General features: G+C 45.7%; 13 protein-coding genes. 5 read left to right on the top strand and 8 right to left on the bottom strand.

Annotated elements, in window-relative coordinates; all coding sequences use genetic code 11:
* Window positions 1-55: 55 nt before the first annotated feature.
* The 4 genes from IEY18_RS16245 to hldE form a co-directional block, all read right to left on the bottom strand.
* Window positions 56-1,846 carry an assimilatory sulfite reductase (NADPH) flavoprotein subunit gene (locus IEY18_RS16245; RefSeq protein ID WP_188922842.1) on the bottom strand — a complete coding sequence of 597 codons (1,791 nt, stop codon included), beginning with the start codon at window positions 1,844-1,846 and terminating at the stop codon, window positions 56-58.
* 283 nt (window positions 1,847-2,129) lie between these two features.
* The gene (locus tag IEY18_RS16240; RefSeq protein WP_188922782.1) at window positions 2,130-2,621 is read right to left on the bottom strand and encodes a TetR family transcriptional regulator; all 492 of its coding nucleotides are present in this window, start codon (window positions 2,619-2,621) and stop codon (window positions 2,130-2,132) included.
* A gap of 142 nt (window positions 2,622-2,763) precedes the next feature.
* Window positions 2,764-3,603 (bottom strand): hypothetical protein, encoded by an 840-nt coding sequence (locus IEY18_RS16235; RefSeq protein WP_188922780.1) that lies wholly within the window; start codon window positions 3,601-3,603, stop codon window positions 2,764-2,766.
* A 127-nt stretch (window positions 3,604-3,730) separates the two neighbouring features.
* A complete protein-coding gene (gene hldE / locus IEY18_RS16230; protein WP_188922778.1) occupies window positions 3,731-5,161 on the bottom strand; it encodes a bifunctional D-glycero-beta-D-manno-heptose-7-phosphate kinase/D-glycero-beta-D-manno-heptose 1-phosphate adenylyltransferase HldE in 1,431 nt (476 codons plus the stop codon).
* 104 nt (window positions 5,162-5,265) lie between these two features.
* Between hldE and lpxL the strand changes: the two genes are divergently transcribed.
* Window positions 5,266-6,192: an LpxL/LpxP family Kdo(2)-lipid IV(A) lauroyl/palmitoleoyl acyltransferase gene (lpxL, locus tag IEY18_RS16225; RefSeq protein WP_188922776.1), complete on the top strand. Its 927-nt coding sequence runs from the start codon at window positions 5,266-5,268 to the stop codon at window positions 6,190-6,192.
* A 109-nt stretch (window positions 6,193-6,301) separates the two neighbouring features.
* On the opposite strand, the gene recJ is transcribed toward lpxL, so the two are convergent.
* From recJ to brnQ, 4 genes are all read right to left on the bottom strand, one after another.
* On the bottom strand, window positions 6,302-8,026 hold the full coding sequence (recJ, locus tag IEY18_RS16220) for a single-stranded-DNA-specific exonuclease RecJ (protein ID WP_188922773.1): 1,725 nt from the start codon (window positions 8,024-8,026) through the stop codon (window positions 6,302-6,304).
* Between the two features lie 91 nt (window positions 8,027-8,117).
* A complete protein-coding gene (gene dsbC, locus IEY18_RS16215; protein ID WP_188922771.1) occupies window positions 8,118-8,840 on the bottom strand; it encodes a bifunctional protein-disulfide isomerase/oxidoreductase DsbC in 723 nt (240 codons plus the stop codon).
* Window positions 8,841-9,004: 164 nt separating this feature from the next.
* Window positions 9,005-9,901, bottom strand: a complete 897-nt coding sequence (xerD, locus tag IEY18_RS16210; RefSeq protein WP_188922769.1) for a site-specific tyrosine recombinase XerD — start codon at window positions 9,899-9,901, stop codon at window positions 9,005-9,007.
* 82 nt (window positions 9,902-9,983) lie between these two features.
* Window positions 9,984-11,315: a branched-chain amino acid transport system II carrier protein gene (brnQ, locus tag IEY18_RS16205; protein ID WP_188922767.1), complete on the bottom strand. Its 1,332-nt coding sequence runs from the start codon at window positions 11,313-11,315 to the stop codon at window positions 9,984-9,986.
* A gap of 520 nt (window positions 11,316-11,835) precedes the next feature.
* Here brnQ and IEY18_RS16200 point away from each other — a divergent pair.
* The 4 genes from IEY18_RS16200 (at window position 11,836) to IEY18_RS16185 (ending at window position 18,590) form a co-directional block, all read left to right on the top strand.
* The gene (locus tag IEY18_RS16200; protein WP_188922765.1) at window positions 11,836-12,594 is read left to right on the top strand and encodes a tRNA1(Val) (adenine(37)-N6)-methyltransferase; all 759 of its coding nucleotides are present in this window, start codon (window positions 11,836-11,838) and stop codon (window positions 12,592-12,594) included.
* Window positions 12,595-12,708: 114 nt separating this feature from the next.
* Window positions 12,709-13,938, top strand: a complete 1,230-nt coding sequence (srmB, locus tag IEY18_RS16195; protein ID WP_188922763.1) for an ATP-dependent RNA helicase SrmB — start codon at window positions 12,709-12,711, stop codon at window positions 13,936-13,938.
* A gap of 282 nt (window positions 13,939-14,220) precedes the next feature.
* Window positions 14,221-15,462, top strand: coding sequence for an efflux RND transporter periplasmic adaptor subunit (locus tag IEY18_RS16190; RefSeq protein WP_373290765.1), 1,242 nt, complete (start codon window positions 14,221-14,223; stop codon window positions 15,460-15,462).
* Window positions 15,462-18,590, top strand: a complete 3,129-nt coding sequence (locus IEY18_RS16185) for an efflux RND transporter permease subunit (RefSeq protein ID WP_188922760.1) — start codon at window positions 15,462-15,464, stop codon at window positions 18,588-18,590. The genes IEY18_RS16190 and IEY18_RS16185 overlap by 1 nt, the downstream gene beginning before the upstream one ends.
* The last annotated feature ends 188 nt before the right edge of the window (window positions 18,591-18,778 follow it).

Raw genomic sequence — 18,778 nt, 5'->3', positions numbered from 1 at the left:
CGAGAGTATTACTCTGGGTCATTCAGGATGCGGTTATAAATTCGATACCAAACCGTTAGTACACATCTTTTTGATAGCGCTGGCTGCTTCTTAAGCTTTCTAAATACGCAACAGCTTGCTCGTGCTCTAACCCGCCAAACTCTTCTATCACTTCAATCAAAGCTTGATGCACATCTTTTGCCATTCGTTGAGCATCACCACATACATATAGATGTGCCCCAGACTCCAACCATTGCCATACAGCTTGACCTTGTTGCTTAAGCTTATGCTGTACATATACTTTTTCAGCTTGATCTCGGGAAAATGCCACATCTAATCTTGTTAACTCGCCAGATTTTAAGAATTGCTGCAATTCTGTTTGATACAAAAAGTCTTGCTCAAAGTGCGGATTACCGAAAAACAGCCAATTTTTACCCGCAGCTCCATCCGCAGCGCGTTGCTGTAAGAATGCTCTAAACGGTGCAACACCTGTTCCGGGGCCAATCATAATCACTGGCGTATCTGGGTTTTCTGGTAAACGGAAGTGTTTATTCGGCTCGACATAAACCTTTACAGCCTGACCTTCCTCGGCATTAGCAAGGTAATGCGAAGCGCCGCCAAATCTGTGGGTTGGTTTTTCAGTGTCCTCAACCAAAGCAACGGTTAAGTGAACTTCGGTATCGACTTCATCTTGGCTTGATGCAATAGAGTAAAGGCGCGGCGTTATCGGGCGCAATAAATCAACTAAAGACTGAGCGGTAATCGATTTCGCCGGCGGGTATTGCTCAATCAAATCTGCTAACTGATTCTCAAGGACAAACTGCCTCGTTTGTTCCTTATCAGCAACTAAAGAGCGTAGTACATCATTTTCACTGAGCTCGGCCCAAGCTTCTACTAAGCCCGGATAAATTTGCGTCAGTTCCTTTTTCTCTATCAGTGCTTGCGCCAATTCATAGCTTTCTTTTGCAACCGTTACATTTTCGCTCGAAGAAAGGCCCAGCTTTTCAATCACCTCAGCGACCAATGCCGCTGAATTTTCAAACCATACGCCCAATGCATCACCCGCTTGATAAGTGAGGCCTGATTCACCTAAATCAATTTCAACATGTCGCACATCTCTGTCAGAGTCTCGGCCAGTGATTTTTTGGCTAACCAGTAGCTCAGCATGCAGCGGCTTCTGTTTACTAAATGCTTGAGCATTGGTCGCGCTCGCACTTGAAATCGGCACCACAGTCGCATTAGATGCTTTAATCAAAGGCTCAACCGCTTGCAATACATCCTGCTGCCATTGTTCTGCGCTAGCCTCATAGTCAACATCACACTCCACCAGTTCATGCAATGGCTGAGCTCCCAAAGCACTAAGCCTTTCCTCAAAGTCCTTACCGGTCTGACAGAAAAACTCATAGCTCGAATCACCAAGAGCCAACACACTATATTGCAAACTATCCAATTTAGGTGCTCGCTTTGACGCTAGAAATTGATGCAATTCCATCGCATCATCGGGCGCTTCGCCTTCACCGTGAGTACTCACGACGAATATGGCAATCGTTTCTTGCTTCAATTGACGCGCTTTATAATCACTCATAGAAACCAAGTTGGTCGCATAACCTTGTGCCTGCGCTTTTTCAGCAAAAGACTCTGCTATCCCGCGGCCATTTCCCGTTTGGCTACCATACAAAATGGTAATCGTCTGTTCGGTTCCAGGCTCAGTAACACTTGGAGTAACGGTCGCATTAGCGCTTGCGGCTAGATAACCACTAACCCATGCCAACTGCACAGTATTTAGCTCACTCGTGAGCTGTTTAAGTTTATCCACCTGAGGCTCAGATAGAGGAGATGCGAGAGATGAGAGTTCTTTTAACAACATGATGAATACGGCCCAGTGACAGAGTAGTTGCCACAGCATAGACGCTCACTGGAAGGATAAAAAAGAATAAAACATAATTTTTAATTACTTTTAGGAATAAAGGTATCCCATGGTCAATTTGAAATGATGGGATAGAGCAAGAGAAAGCGACCTGAAATAGTCCGGCAATAACTCTAGGCTGGAGTCTAAGAGGGCTTTGGCTTGCTCACGGCATGGAAAGGTACCGTCTAAAAAAAAGGGAGCGAATGCTCCCTAAATCTTGTAATTTTGCTGATCAGCTCTGTTAAGCTGCGCGCTCTTGAACAAATTGCGTCTCACTTAAAGACAGCAAAGAAACCGCGCTTCTCCCCAGTAAGTGATTAATCATTCGCTCACCTTGATGGCCTAGCTCCATCACTGCAGTTTCTCTCGCTAAACTAACCGCTCGGAACAACGTAATATCTGACTTACCCTGACCACAGAGGCTAAAGAACAATCTTAAAACGGCTCGGTAATGAGGCTCTCTTTGGGCTGCAATCCATGAAAGCTCCAGCTTTTCAGTGCTTGAAAAATCAAGTGCCGCAACAAAAAAGCGAGCAATCTTGGCATCCAATCGCGTCAAAAAATCGATTTTCTTGGGAAAGTGATGGCTAATCCCTGTGCGACTGATACCGGTCGCCTCTGAAAGTGTGGTATATGACATCGCATCAAAACCAATCGTTAGGATTTGCTTTAATGCCTCATCCAATATTTGATTGATAGTTAGCTCAGTTTGAGCTTTTGAACGCTTAGCCATGAAACCCTCTCATTAGAATTACTCAAGTTAATAGCAAAAATACTATCAAAGTCAGCATTGAAGTGCTGCTGGTATACGGCCATATCTATGGGTATTTCATCTTTGTTCAGCTAAGGTTCAGCTAAATTTCAGCAAATGAGATTCAAGATCCCGTTTGTGGTGCAGAAAGGTACTTCTTGCACCAACGGTGGGCTTTGTCGGTCCCCAATGCAAGCTGTAACGTAGGGAAAAGGTAGGTTTTCAATGCAGGTTTACGCCAATACATATAATCAGATGTTGTCTGTACTGTCGTACTCGAAAACAGTTGCTTTACTAAGCTTTTCATTTCACGGCGCTCGTCACGACTCTGCTCAATTATTCTTGGGTAAAAATCCTTTAAAAACGCGCGGAACGTCGTAAAACTTTGCACCTGTTCGGCATCATAATTTGACAATAACTGCTGCAACAAAGGGACGCTCCAATGTGACATATTTTCACTCGATGCGATTAAAGCTAAATTTCGTCGGTGCAATTGTTGCCAAGCCAAGTCTAAACTGCCGTATTCTCGAGCGACTCGCCAAAGTAAATAGCAGTCTGCAAGCCATTCATGTTGAAACGGCGTTAAGGATAACGGCAGTATTTGACCTTGGTACTGTGGGACGACCAAGTGTCCAAGTTCATGCCATGTCGTCAATTGTTGCTGATGACTTAGGGGAAACTGAAAATATTCATCATCGATCATGGCGCCTAAATTACGGGGGATTTGAAGAGGATTGAGTACAACGACACCGGAATATAGCGAGTGTTTTACAGGCAAAGCCACTGCACCTTGGTGTCCCAGCACTAGCTGCATTTGTTGGTGATCCCGTGGTAATTGCCGTCTCACCTCAACAGGAAGCTGCTGCAAGCAGGCTTCGTTTGCAATATCACAAACGAGCGCCTGCTGCGTTCCGAGTTCTAATGCGAGCATCAAGGTCGGCAAAACAGCCTGCAGGGTAATCAAAATTGCTGTCTTTCCATGATGTCTTCGCCCTTATACTTATATGATTCTCCGGCAAAATAGGAGTTTTCAATGCCACCCGCTTATTTGGCTTCAAATTTGAAACCATCAAATTGTTACTCTGGAATAACTATTGATTGGCCATAATGTTTTCAATAATTTTGGTAGTTGAAACACCATCTTCAAAACACAGGACTTTCACTAGTCCACCGGCTGCGATAACCTCTTTTCCACCTTCGATATCCTCCACTTGGTAGTCACCACCTTTCACCAACAGATCAGGCAATAAACGCGCAATGACACGTTGCGGAGTATCTTCACTGAAAGGAACCACCCAATCCACAGATGCAAGACCCGCAAGAACAGCCATGCGGCGATCAACTTGGTTAACTGGTCGCCCTTCTCCCTTTAGACGTTTAACAGAGTCATCACTATTTACAGCAACAATTAGGCGATCACCAAGCTCTCGCGCTTGTTTTAAATAGCTCACATGCCCTGCATGCAATATATCAAAGCAGCCATTGGTCATGACCACACGTTCACCGCGTAAACGTGCTTGTTCAAGGGCGTAAACCAATTGTTCTTCACTAACGACGCCGAAACCGGACTCTCCCTGCGTGGTGGCAAGTGTATTGATCAGCTCAATACGACTCACTGTTGAAGTCCCAAGCTTCCCAACAACGATACCAGCTGCCGAGTTGGCAATGGCGCAGGCCTGAGGTAGCTCAGCACCAGCGGCGATTGAAGTCGCTAGTGCTGAAATCACAGTATCACCAGCACCGGTCACATCGTAAACTTCTCTGGCCACTGTCGGAATATGAAGCTCATTTTCCTCGGCAGTAATCAGCGTCATCCCCTTTTCCGATCGGGTCACCAACATTGCCGTAATATCAAACGCCTTGAGCAGCCCTTGGGCTTTTTCGACCAATTCAGCTTCTGAATGCACGGGGCCAACAACCTGCTCAAACTCACTCATATTTGGCGTTAACAAATAAGCGCCACGGTAGCGACTAAAATCACTCCCTTTGGGGTCCACCAGCACTTTGACACCTTTCGAGTTGGCCGTTGCAATAAATGAGGCCGGCTCAACAAGCGCGCCTTTCGCATAATCAGACAACACCACGACGTCATGTTGTTCGAGCAAAGCCTCACTCTGGCTAAGCAGTTCTTCGCTATCTTGACGCGAAAAGCCCTGCTCAAAATCCAGACGAATTAATTGTTGGTTGCGCGACAAAACCCTTAACTTTGTAATTGTCGGCTTATCCGTAACCCTTAACCATTGCGGTTCAACACCAAGAGTTTGCACACCAAGAGTGAGCGCCTCAGCCGTTTCATCTTGGCCAACGATACCAGCCAGCTGCACTTGCCCACCGAGAGTGGCAATGTTTAAGGCGACGTTAGCCGCGCCACCGGGGCGATCTTCGACTTGATCGATTTTGACAACCGGTACCGGCGCTTCAGGGGAAATTCGCCCTGTAGGGCCGACCCAATACCGATCTAACATCACGTCACCGACCACTAAAACTCTGGCCTTCTCAAATGCTGGCAATGAAACCTTCATAGCGCTCTTTATCTTTTGCAAAAAATTAAAGGCTGATTGTACCTAATTTTCTGCACAAATTGGGTTAGAATATGCGGTAATTTTTATGAATCGAAGAGTTTACTGTGGTCGAGAGCGCTCAATTTTCATCTCATCTTTGTCACCCTAAATACTGGCTGCTATGGTTCGGCGTCGGCATTATTCGCTTAACGCAACTCCTTCCGCTTCGATTGCAAATGAAGATTGGTGCAGCAATCGGCCGTTTCGTCATGGTGGTAGCTGGTAGCCGAGTCAATACCGCCAAACGTAATTTAGCGCTATGTTTTCCCGACATGCCAGAAGCAGAAAGGAAAACGCTACTGAAACGCAATTTTGAAGAAACGGGCAAAGCCGTATTCGACTCGGTGAACGCTTGGTGGTGGAGCAATGAACGCGTCCAGCAGCACATGACAATTAAAGGCGAGCATTATTTAAGGGAAACATTAGATAGCGGCCAAGGTGTCATTTTGTTTGCAGTCCATTGCTTACCGCTAGAAATGGGCGCAAGAGTACTAGGTCAATTCCAGCCGGGTGTTGGCGTTTACCGACCCCATAACAATGCCGTAATGGAATACCTACAAGTTAAAGGGCGCCTGCGCTCTAACAAGGCGCTAGTGCCAAAGCGAGATATTCGTCAAATGATCCGCAGCTTACGCAAACCTGAATTTATTTGGTACACCGCTGACCAAGACTTTGGGCGCTCAAGCGCGTTATTCCTGCCCTTTTTCGCTGTTCCTGACGCAGCTACAATTACCGGCGCTACCTCATTAGCGAAAATGGGTAAGGCCAAAGTCATTCCGTTTTTTGTGGAGCGAGATGCTCAAGACACTGGCTACACCATTGAGATGTTGCCACCTTTAGATAATTTTCCAGGCGAAGATGAAATGAAGGATACCCTGCGTGGTAATCAGATCATTGAGTCTCTTATTCGCCGTAATTTGCCACAATATATGTGGCTACACCGGCGCTTTAAAACGCGACCAAATAAGACGGATCCATCGCTCTACAAATAGTTACCGTGAAACGCCTCGATACCATAAAAAAGCCTGCTTATTGCAGGCTTTTCTTTAATCCTAGCGCTACACATGGTTGCTGCGCAATTTTCCTTCAAATCAATCCAAGCTATAAAGGTTCGATTTGTTCAACCATCAACTGCAAACTCTCATTGCCTCTAAATTCATTCACATCAAGCCGATAAGCTAAACGTACATGTCTAATCGTTGCATCAGGCCAAGTTTTTAAATCGACGTTAAATGCTATCGCATCCACCATTGTTTGCCCACATTCGGTTTCCAAAACCAACTTTAAATGCTTCTCACCGACAATGCGTTGTTGCAAAACCTGAAAGTGACCATCAAACAATGGTTCTTCAAATCCCTGCCCCCAAGGGCCGCCATGCCGGAGCTCTTTGGCAACTTCAATATTCAAATCTGTCGCTTTAAGCTCGCCATCGGAAAGAATTTCACCGGTGAGTTGCTCTGGCTTCAAAATCTCTCGCGCGGCAAATTCATACGCTTTCGCAAAGTCATCAAATTGTGCTGCATTCAAAGTCAGTCCTGCGGCCATGGCATGTCCACCAAACTTTTTTATCATGCCTGGGTTTAGGGTGTTAATTCGCTCCAAGAGATCACGCATATGCAAACCCTTAATTGAACGCGCGGAACCTTTTATTTCGCCATTCCCCGCTTCAGCAAAAGCAATTACAGGCCGATGATATTTATCCTTAATCCGTGAGGCGAGGATCCCAATGACCCCTTGGTGCCAATCTTGTTGATAGATCGCAATCGCCCATGGCATCTGCGCTTGATTGAATTCGATCGTCTCAAGGGATTTAAGCGCTTCTTGCTGCATCTCCGCTTCTAGGTCACGGCGCTGAGCATTCAGGCCATCTAATTCCGCAGCCATGGTTCTAGCTTGATAAATGTCAGCACATAACAAGGTTTCGACACCGAGCGCCATTTCATCTAGCCGCCCAGCGGCATTTAATCGAGGCCCGACGGCAAATCCAAAATCCGCAGCAACGATTCGCTGAGGTGTTCGCCGGGCAACTTCTAAGAGCGCTGTAATTCCGGGCCGACATTGACCTAAACGCACTCTTTTGAGTCCCGCATCGACCAAAATTCGGTTGTTTCTATCTAAGCCAACGACATCGGCAACCGTACCCAAAGCCACAATATCTAATAAGTGGGCAAAATTCTTAGGCTCTGGCAATTCCGACTGCTGATACCAATGGCGCCGCTTAAGTTCAGAGTTCAACACGGACATGAGATAAAATGCGACGCCAACTCCGGCAATAGACTTACTGGCAAAATCACAGCCGTTCTGATTTGGATTTACAATTGCGTCCGCATTTGGAACTTGCTGTCCCGGCAAATGATGATCAGTAATGACAACCTGCATGCCTAGCGCTTTTGCGGCCGCGACGCCTTCAATTGAAGAAATACCATTGTCAACGGTGATGATGAGCTGCGCTTGCTTTTGATGCGCTACCGAAACAACATCAGGACTTAAGCCGTAGCCATAGTCAAATCGATTCGGGATCAGATAATCCACATTGGCACCCATCGCTTGCAATGCCAACATACACAAAGCTGTCGAGGTTGCACCATCGGCATCAAAGTCTCCCACAATCAAAATTGATTGTTGAGCAGCTAAGGCATCAGCAATCAGTGTGGCCGCTTTAGCTACACCGGCCATATTTTGAGGCTTTAATAACTGTGCTAAGCCAAGTTCGCTTTCTTCTGCCTGTACGCCACGAGCCGCATAAATCTGCCGAAGTAATGGCGATAAATGAGTCGGAAGGTGATGGTGTTCTACTTGAGGGCGACGAACGATTTTATGGAACAATTGCGTTGACCTATTCTATATTGCTGGAAGCTTAAAGATAACAAAAAGGCGAGCTATCAGCCCGCCTTACTTTCACGATTGTCGGGTCAGCTTATATTGATTGTAAAACACCAAGCAATTGCTGCGGAGGCTGGTAACCAGGAATCAAACTCCCATTTTCAAGCACAATTGCAGGAGTCCCGTTGATACCAAAGCTGGTTCCTAAATTATATTGCTCTTGAATTTTAGCATCACATTTAGCAGCTTTTACATTTTGGCCCGCTTTCGCAGAGGTCATCGCTTTTAATGGCTCTTTTGCGCACCACACCGCTTCCATTTCATCGGCGTTCGCGGAAGGAATACCCGCTCTAGGGTAGGCAAGATAACGCACGGTAATTCCCAGTTCGTTATATTCATCCATTTGCTGATGAAGTTTACGACAATAGCCACAGCTAATATCAGTAAACACGGTGACTACATGTTTTTCATTCTTCGCCTTGTAGACCAACATGTTCTTCTCAAGCGGCTTCATCATCTTCAACCGTGGGCCAGCCATCGCGGCCTCGGTTAGATTCTTCATACCTGCATCCAGATCGTAAAGGTTACCATGAAAGAGTTTACTGCCATCATGCGTTACATAAACTACGCCGCGATTGGTCAATGCTTCATATAATCCAGGAACAGGAGAGTCTTGCAGCTGATGAACCTGAATATTTAAGGTCTCTGCAAGTTTAGCTTTGAGCTCATTTTGCTGATCTTGATTACTATTACTTGCTGCGCCAACAGGTGTGATGGCCAGTGCGAAAACCAATGACAACACATGAGATAACTTCATAAAACATCCTATTTAAAAAAGTGGGGCTGAGCTTACGCCGTTATACAGTAGACCCGCCAATGGAGTGAAAAGTTACAGACTGGTCTCTTTGAAAGCAAGTTTATTCAGTAACAAATTCTAATGGAATAGCTATTTATATTTTTAATCAGCGGTTTAGATAGTATTTATCCTCGAGGATGATGCTCACTATGTAGCTGCTGTAATCTGGCTTTCGCCACATGGGTGTAAATTTGTGTGGTTGATAAATCACTATGCCCCAACAGCAACTGAACAACTCGCAAATCAGCACCGTGATTCAATAAATGAGTCGCAAACGCATGGCGTATCGTGTGAGGAGACAAGTCACTGGCGATATTGGCCCGAAGTGCATAAAGTTTGATTCGGTGCCAGAATGTTTGCCGCGTCATCATTTGCCCCCGCTTCGACACAAACACGACCGCGCTTGTTTTTGAATTTAGCAATTCTGCTCTGGCAAATTTCAAATATTCTTCAACGGCGACAATCGCTGGCTCCCCCATAGGAACAAGCCGCTCTTTGCCCCCTTTACCTATAACTCTCACCAGCCCTTGTCGTAAGCTCATTTGCTCCATGGTCAAGCTCACAAGTTCGGTGACCCGAAGCCCGGTAGCGTAGAGGAGTTCAAGCATTGCACGATCACGACATTCAATCGCAATCGTTCTATCGGGCTCAGCCAATAAAGACTCGACTTGCTGCTCACTTAAACTATCAGGCAAACGTTTTTCGAGTTTAGGCGAACCAATACGAGCCATTGGATCACAAATGACTTGCTTTTGAATCAACATGTAAGCATAAAAACTACGCAAACTGCTACGCATCCGGGCACTGCTCGATTTTGCTTCCCCAACCTGCGCACGCTGCTCCAGAAAGGCAAGGATTAATGATTGATTTGCCAGCAATAAAGCGGATGATTGTTGCTGTAAAAATTTATCCAGATGGCGGAGATCCGTTCGATAAGCAGCTAACGTATTATCGCTTAACCCCTGTTCAGCCCATACTGCATCAAGGAATTGTTCAATGATGGGATCACTTTGATATGCCATTCAACTTTTCCTTGATTATTGCAAATTGCCGCTCAAAAACAGCCTCTCATAACACATGTTCACTTCATTAAACTCGATAATTCTATGAGCTTAATACGGCTACAGGCTTCTCTCTTAAAGTGAAACAGAACAAAATTGAAACGAGGGTCGGGATTAACCACGCCATGCCCTCTGTGTATAGTGGCATAAAATCAAACATGCTCATATCCACACCAGCCGCCTTCAATCCATCCAACAATCCAAAAATTAACGCTACGCTCAGGGTTAGTCGATGAGACATTGCAGGGCGAGCAAAGCGCTCGGTCAAAAATGTCACCATCACTAAAGCAATTGCAACGGGATAGACAGTGTAAAGTACAGGAATACTAATTTGAATGAGTTGAGATAATCCAACATTTGCCACCACCCCACAAATGAAACTAAAGATAACGACAAATAACTTGTAGGAAATGCGCGGCAATAACTCGTTAAAGTATTCCGAACAAGCGCTCACTAACCCCACCGCTGTCGTTAAACATGCAAGGGTCACAACCGTTGCTAGCAACACAATACCTGCGGTACCAAAATGTTTAGTCACATAGTTCGTGAGAATTTCACCACCATTTTCAGCACCTTGAGCAAGTTCGCCTGCCGTAGCGCCCAAATAAAACAAGGAAATATAGACAAAAGCTAAGCCCGCAGCCGCAATAATTGCAGCCTGAATTAAATATCGTGTTTGCGCTTTGGCCTGATGAATCCCTTTCTTGCGCAAGATATCGATAATCAAAACGCCAAACATCAGTGATGCAAGCGTATCCATCGTGTTATAGCCTTCCAGAACGCCTTTGATAAGTGGGCTATTTTCATAATCACTGACCGGCAAGCCGACCGCAGCACCGGGCAAGATAATCACTGAACATGCTAAAGCCATCAGCAGCAGCAATAGAACTGGGGTGAGCAACTTGCCAACATTATCCAACAACTTACCTGGAAATAACGCAAGCAACATGGTGATCGCAAAAAAGGCACATGTATATAGGAGTCGGGAGAGATTTAACGTCTGCCCAGCGAACACCACTGCAGCACTGGTATCGGTCAAAAATGGTTTTGCGCCAATTTCATATGCGACGAGTCCCGTGCGAGGTGCAGCAAAAGCAGGGCCGATAATAATATAGATTGCAATAGCCAGCACGGTCGCTGCGAAAACTGGCAACAAAGCCATAATTTTGCCTTTGGCTTTAGCGACAGCAATCAGCGCAATCAACGGCATTCCCACTGCGGTGAACAAGAACCCCGCCATCGCTAAAGGCATATGTTCACCTGCCAAATAGCCCGCTAGGGGAGGAAAAATAAGATTACCCGCTCCTAAAAAAAAGGCGAAGGTCATAAAACCTAAACCTAATACGTCAGTCATTGTCATCTGTTGATTTTGCACGGGAGGTCTTATCCTTTTAAAATTTTTTCTTATTATTCTGTCGTTTTAAGTGATGCCCTTCTATAAAGGACAATCGGCTGTAAATAAATATTTACACCCGATACCAACGCTAAAGTTTCAATAAATCGGTGCGATGTAACTGGTATTTCAGCGAATCCTTACTGAACACGCAATCCCTAAAGGATCATTCATTGCAAACCCAATTCCAGATCACAGTTTTGTGCTCAAGCGGCCAACACTGATATCAAATACACAAAGAAAACGCAAAGAAAAACAGACGGGATGCGCATTTATTAAGCTCATTTACCAAGATGTGGCATTCGGACGCTCAAATTTAGATTCATATGTAGAACCCATCAGTAATACATGGTGCTGTACAGCCGATCAAAACACCTTCATTCTCGCGCCGTCTAAAGCGGAAAGATTCATGTTACGGATGAGTCGAAAAACCAAATAGAGTTCTCAACATCCATACTTTTTGGATACAATAAAACTGTCTTCCTTTGCTAGAATTCTGTCGATGCCGTTTACCTTCAAACAATTCCATGTCGATGACCGCCGTTGCGGTATGCCAGTCAGCACCGATGGCGTACTGCTCGGAGCGTGGGCTGATTTAAGCCAAGCGAAACGGATTCTCGATATTGGCGCAGGTAGCGGACTTTTGTCTTTAATGGCCGCCCAAAGAAGTTTAGCGACCATAGACGCCGTAGAAATTGATGCATTCGCTGCTCAGGCAAGCCAGCTCAATTTCACAGCAAGCCCTTGGAGCCATCGTTTATCCATACATCACACTGGAATTCTCGATTATACTGCACAATATTTGACCTCGGACGTTGCTGTTCTCTACGATCACATCATTTGTAACCCCCCTTATTTTGAAAGTGGCCCCCGAGCCGACTGCAACAGCAGAGCCCAAGCCCGGCACACGCAACAGCTCGACTTTAAGACCCTCATGCAATGCATTCAAAAGTTGCTCGCAACATCTGCGATGGCGAGTTTAATTTTGCCCCAAGCCAGTTTGGACAAAGTCCTCATTGAAGCGAACCTCGTCGGGCTCGGTCTCACCCACAAAACGGATATAGTAGGGGTGGTGGGAAAACCATCCAAATTAGTCATGATTGCACTCGGCCATCAGCCCCTTGAAACCACTCAGCTCCATAGCCGCTTGAATTCAGTCAATAGGGCAGCCTACACAAACCAATTAACGGTTCGAGACCAGCAAAATCGGTACACACAAGAAATGGTAGCACTCACTCAGGAATTCTATCTTGCAATGTAACAACGAGTTTTCTGCCAAGGAATAATAGAAAAGCCGCAACAAATTGCATGCGCGAGTATCCGTCACTGCGGATTCACTCTATAATGTCCGGCTAAATGATAGCGAGAGATGTAGATGCAATTTGAAGATTTCGACCTTGACTCAAATTTACTTGAGTCTTTAAAGGCAATGGGGCATAAATCGCCCACCACAATCCAAAAACAAACGATCCCTTTGGCGATGGAGCAAAAAGATGTTCTCGCATGCGCGCCAACAGGAACGGGCAAAACAGCGAGTTTTTTGCTACCTGCACTGCAGCATATCATTGATTTTCCTCGACGATACTCAGGTCAAGCACGCATATTGGTGTTGACTCCAACACGCGAATTAGCCAGCCAAATCCATCGTTATGCCTGCCACCTAGCAACGGGGCTTGATCTTGACATCGCCATCGTTACTGGAGGCGTGCCTTATGCGCCCCAAGAAGCTGCTTTAAAAGGCAATGTAGATATTCTCGTCGCCACACCAGGTCGCCTTCACGAATATTTAGATAAAAACATTTTTGATGCTCAATCCGTTGAAATGTTAATTATTGATGAAGCCGATCGTATGCTCGACATGGGGTTTGCTCAAGTCGTACAAACTATCGCAATTGAGGCCCAAGGCAGAAAACAAACCATGTTGTTTTCTGCAACACTTGAAGGCGGTGGTGTGTCTCGCTTTGCCCGTGAGTTGCTTACGGATCCTGCTCGTATCGATGCTGAAGCCCCTCGCAGCGAAAAAGCAAAAATACATCAATGGCTGCATTTAGCTGATGATGCCCAGCATAAATTTCAGCTCCTCTGTAGCTTGCTCAACTCACCCGATGCAGAGCGTGTTATTGTCTTTGTGAAAACAAGAGAAAGAGTAGCCAGCTTAGAAGGGTTATTACTGAAAGCAGGGATTCCATGTGCATTTTTGCGTGGCGATATGGAACAGAAAAAACGCTTTCAAGCACTAGGGCGTTTTACAAAAGGCGAAGTGAAAGTGCTACTCGCAACAGATGTTGCAGCCCGCGGTATTGATGTCGACAATATTACCCACGTCATTAACTATGATATGCCACACAGCGCCGATACTTACGTACACAGAATTGGCCGAACGGGTCGAGCTGGCGCCAAAGGTACTGCCATCTCACTAGTAGAAGCCCATGATATCCGTATCGTAGGTAAAATTGAACGCTATATTGAACAACCTCTGAAGCGCCGCGTTATTGAAGGCTTGCGTCCAAATAATAAAGAAGCAAAAGCACCGGGAAAGAAAAAAGCCAAAGCAAAAGATGCGGCCAAAAAAGGAAGTAGTAAAAAGCGCAAAAAGAAAAAATAATTTACTGTTGCCTCAATCAACGAAGAAGAACAATTAAGGAGCCCCACGGCTCCTTTTTTATATTGGTTTATCGTACATCGACAACTTAGCGCGCAAATAAAATGTACCCTTTGTGATCTTGCTCTGCCAACGGTAGCCGTTCAATAAATAACCACCCGTGCAGCGAAACCATTATATTTAACGACTGATACATTTTTTTTACAAAAATAGGTTTGTAGCGAGCTAACTGTCTGTTAAATTTATGCATAATTAAGCTGTTAGCATGGATAAGCAAAAACAATGATCTTACTTTTTTTAAGGAGGGCTTTGCCTCCTTTAATTATTTTGGCCCTCTTCGCGGCAGCCGCCGCCTATCTTATTTCAACTCAGCAAGAGCCAGAACAAAAGGCAGAGGACACCCCTTTACCGATCATTGACGTCAAGCAAGTTGAACAACAAACCATGTCACTAAATTTGCCTTCTTATGGTGTCGTGCAACCGAAGTTTAAGACGCAATTAGTCACTGAAGTCAAAGGCAGATTGCTCAGCATATCTACTCAGTTTGCTGCAGGTGGCATGGTCAAACAAGGCGATGAACTCGCAACCATAGAACCATCAGACTACGAAGCAGATCTGATCCAAGCCCAAGCCACACTTGCCCAAGCCATCGCCGCCCTTGACGAAGAAAAAGCCCGCGGTGAAGTCGCAAAAAATGATTGGAAAGGATACAAAAACGGCGTTGCACCACAACTAGGGTTGCGGCTACCACAGCTGAAAAAAGAGCAAGCAAATGTCAAATACGCTCAAGCAGCGCTGGCTCGTGCAGAACGAAATTTACAACGCACGGTCATCCGCGCACCATTTGATGGTTTGATTAAGGCTAGGCATGTTGATTTAGGTCAATATGTTAGCCAAGGCACCAATTTAGGCGAGCTGTATGATATTGCCGTCGCCGAAATCCGCTTACCTGTGGCCAATGAAGACTTAGCCTATTTAGAATCCGTAGACAATCCCGATACCGAAGTCACACTCAGTGCATCCCTTGCCGGTAAGACCGTATCTTGGCAAGGTGAAATTATTCGTAGTGAAGGCGTAATCGACACCGAAAATCGTATGGTGTATCTGGTCGCAGAAGTAATTGATCCATATTTAAAAAGCCAACACCAAGCCAAACAGCTACCACTGAAGTACGGCAGTTTTGTCACAGCAACCATTAAAGGCCGAACTTTAGACGGCATTGTAAAGCTTCCCCGCCATTTGGTGAAAAATGGCCAAGTTGCCGTGATTGGCAAAAACAATATTGTTGAGTTTCGTACCGTCAATAGCATCCTGACAGATCTTGAGTTTTCATATGTCCGCGGGAGTCTTCATACTGGCGAGCGAATTGCAATCACCTCTCTGAATAAAACTTTAGATGGCCGTCCGGTTAAAATTCTTGGTGAAGCGTCACCTCAAGCCAGCACCCCAGATGAAGTAGAGACACCCAAAGAGACAAGTGCAGCCAAAGAAAGCCAGCAAGATGCCAATGTTGCGGGAACTAAATAATGGATACTCGTAAAGGTATTATTGCTTGGTTCACACGCAATAGCGTTGCGGCTAATTTACTGATGGTCGTGTTACTTGTGGGCGGCGCATTTAGCGCACTGATTATCAACAAAGAAGTATTTCCATCCTTTGAATTCAACCTATTACGGATATCCGTTGCCTACCCAGGAGCTGCGCCGCAAGAGATTGAAGAAGGCATCAACATCAAGATTGAAGAGTCAGTTCAAGACATTGATGGAATTAAAAAAATCACCTCAATTGCCAGCGAGAGTAATGGGCAAGTCACGATTGAAGTCGAAGATGGATACGACGTACAGGACGTACTTGACGAAACAAAGCTCAGACTCGACGCAATATCAACCTTCCCCGCAAATATTGAAAAGCCAGATATTTTCCAAGTGAAGCCTGAGAATAATGTCATCTGGGTCTCTGTTTACGGCGATATTTCATTACATGAGATGAAAGAGCTAGCCAAAACCGTACGGGATGATCTCAGTGCATTACCTGCGATTACCCGCGCGCAAGTTACTGGTGTTCGCGATTACGAAATTGGGATTGAAGTCTCGGAGGATAAACTCCGCGAGTACGGGCTTACATTTGATTCGGTAGCACAAGCGGTGCAGCGCTCATCTATCGATTTACCCGGAGGTTCGATTAATGCCCCCAGTGGCGATATCCTCTTAAGAACCAAAGGCCAAGCCTATACCGGTGAAGATTTTGCCAGCATCGTCGTCAGTACACGCGCCGATGGTAGCCGCATCATGCTACCACAAGTGGCAACCATCAAAGATGATTTTGAAGAACGCTTAGAGTACACCCGTTTCAATGGCAAACCTGCAGCCATCATTGAAGTGCTGAGTGTTGATGATCAAAATGCGATTGAAATAGCCAAGCAAGTCAAAGCCTATATCGAGACTCATAGAGCCGCTCTCCCCAACGGTGCACAGCTCGATTACTGGGGGGATTTAACTCACTACCTTGAAGGCCGCATGAACATGATGTTTTCTAACATGTTTTTTGGCGCACTATTGGTGTTTCTGATCCTTGCACTATTCCTCGATTTGAAGTTGGCATTTTGGGTGATGCTCGGCTTACCCGTCTGCTTCTTGGGTGCCTTAATGCTGATGCCCTATGAACCCGTTTCAATGTCGATCAATATGCTGACCTTATTTGCGTTTATCTTAGTGCTCGGTATCGTGGTGGATGATGCCATCGTCATTGGCGAAAGCGCTTATGCAGAAGTAGAGCGCCATGGCCACTCGATCGACAATGTCATTCGAGGTGCCAAAAAAGTCGCAATGCCTGCAACATTTGGTGTACTTACCACCATTGCTGCATTTATGCCCATGTTGATGGTATCTGGTACACAAGGGGTGATTTGGAAATCCATCGGTGCCGTTGTAATCTTGTGTCTCGCATTTTCCTTGGTCGAATCCAAACTCATTTTACCGGCGCACTTAGCCCATATGCGTCCAAAAAATCCAAAGGCAAAAAAGGGCTATATTGGGCGCCTCAAAGCGCGTTTTAACGACAATGTGCAATACTTTATCCACCATAAATACCGCAATTTCCTCGAATTCGCCATTCGCCAGCGCTATAGCGTTATTGCCATGTTTATTGGTGTTCTCATCTTCTCCATTGCATTGGTCGTCAGTGGCAAAGTTCGCTGGGTTTTCTTCCCAGATATTCCATCAGACTTTATTCAAGTGCAGTTGCAAATGGATGAGGGCAGTTCAGAGATGAATACCCTGCAGGTGGTGCAGAATATTGAGGAAGCCCTATATCAAATGAATGACGAGATGACGCTAAAACATGGCGACAGTGTCGTCGCCCATAGCTTCATCAATATGAGTTCTCGAACATCAGCCTTTATCTTTGCGGAGCTATCCAAAGGGGAAGATCGAGAAGTCGACGGTCAAGCCATTGCCACGGCATGGCGAGAAGCGCTGCCCGAAATGATCGGCGTCAAAAAGCTAAGTATCAACGCAAGTACCAATGATACCGGCGGTGATGTGTCATTCCGTTTAACATCGAATGATCTCTCCCAGTTATCAAAGGCCGCAAACGAGTTGAAGCATAAACTCGCCACATATGAAGGCATTTATGATATTAGCGATAATTTCTCTTCTGGTAGTCAAGAGGTACGCCTGAAAATCCGCCCTGAAGCGGAAGCCCTTGGCTTAACCTTAGCGAATCTGGCAACTCAGGTTCGCTATGGCTTCTATGGATATGAAGCACAGCGGATACTTCGCAACAAAGAAGAAGTCAAAGTGATGGTGCGTTACCCGAAAGATCAACGCCGCACTTTAGGGCATCTTGAAAATATGCTAATCCGCACTCCAACAGGGGAATCAGTCCCCTTCTCAGTCGTTGCAGACATCGAGTTGGGAGAATCTTATGCGTCAATTACCCGTGTTGATGGCCGTCGCGCAATCACAATCAGTGCCAACGCGAACTCAAATATTGTCGAACCCGCCAAGGTTGTTGCCGAGATTCAAGAGAAGTTCCTTCCGCAACTGACCGAGCAATACCCAAGTGTGTCGACTGCGCTTGATGGCGGTAGCGCCGATGAGCAAAGTGCTTTGGTTGCCTTATTGCAAGGTTTCTTTTTTGCACTCTTCACGATTTACGCGCTAATGGCGATACCTTTACGCTCCTATAGTCAGCCGCTAATTATTATGTCCATTATTCCATTTGGTATGATCGGCGCACTATTTGGTCACTTTATTTTAGGTCTCAACATGAGCGTGCTGAGTTTATGTGGCATTGTTGCACTGGCTGGCGTTGTAGTGAATGACTCATTAATTCTGGTCGACTTTGTCAACCGTGCACGCGCCAAAGGCTTACCGATCAAACAAGCAGCAATTGACTCAGGGTGCTTCCGTTTTCGGGCCATTATTCTCACGTCATTAACCACGTTCTTTGGCCTCGTTCCCATCATTATGGAAAAAAGTCTACAGGCAAAGATTGTCATTCCCATGGCAACGTCATTAGCATTTGGCATTCTGTTTTCAACGCTTGTGACACTGATCCTAGTGCCACTGCTATACATAGTGCTCGACGATATCAAGCGTATGCTGCGTCGTATATTGACATGGTGGTGGAGACCGAGTGCCATCGAATCTTAAAAAACATTAAGCTCAAAATGAAAACAGGGAAGCATGGCTTCCCTTTTTCGACTTGCGCTCGCGAGGGACAACAGCGACATATTCCGACCATAATTTTCTGCGGCAACTCAAGCAACCGACTTATTTCTCAGGTGGACTACTTGAGCGATCTTCAAATTCTAGACAGAGTCGCAAGAACCTCGTTTCTA

The sequence above is a fragment of the Shewanella gelidii genome, assembly GCF_014647855.1.
Lineage (GTDB): Bacteria > Pseudomonadota > Gammaproteobacteria > Enterobacterales > Shewanellaceae > Shewanella > Shewanella gelidii.
Note: the sequence above shows the minus strand (reverse complement) of the source record. Positions and strands in the feature narration are given on the sequence as shown.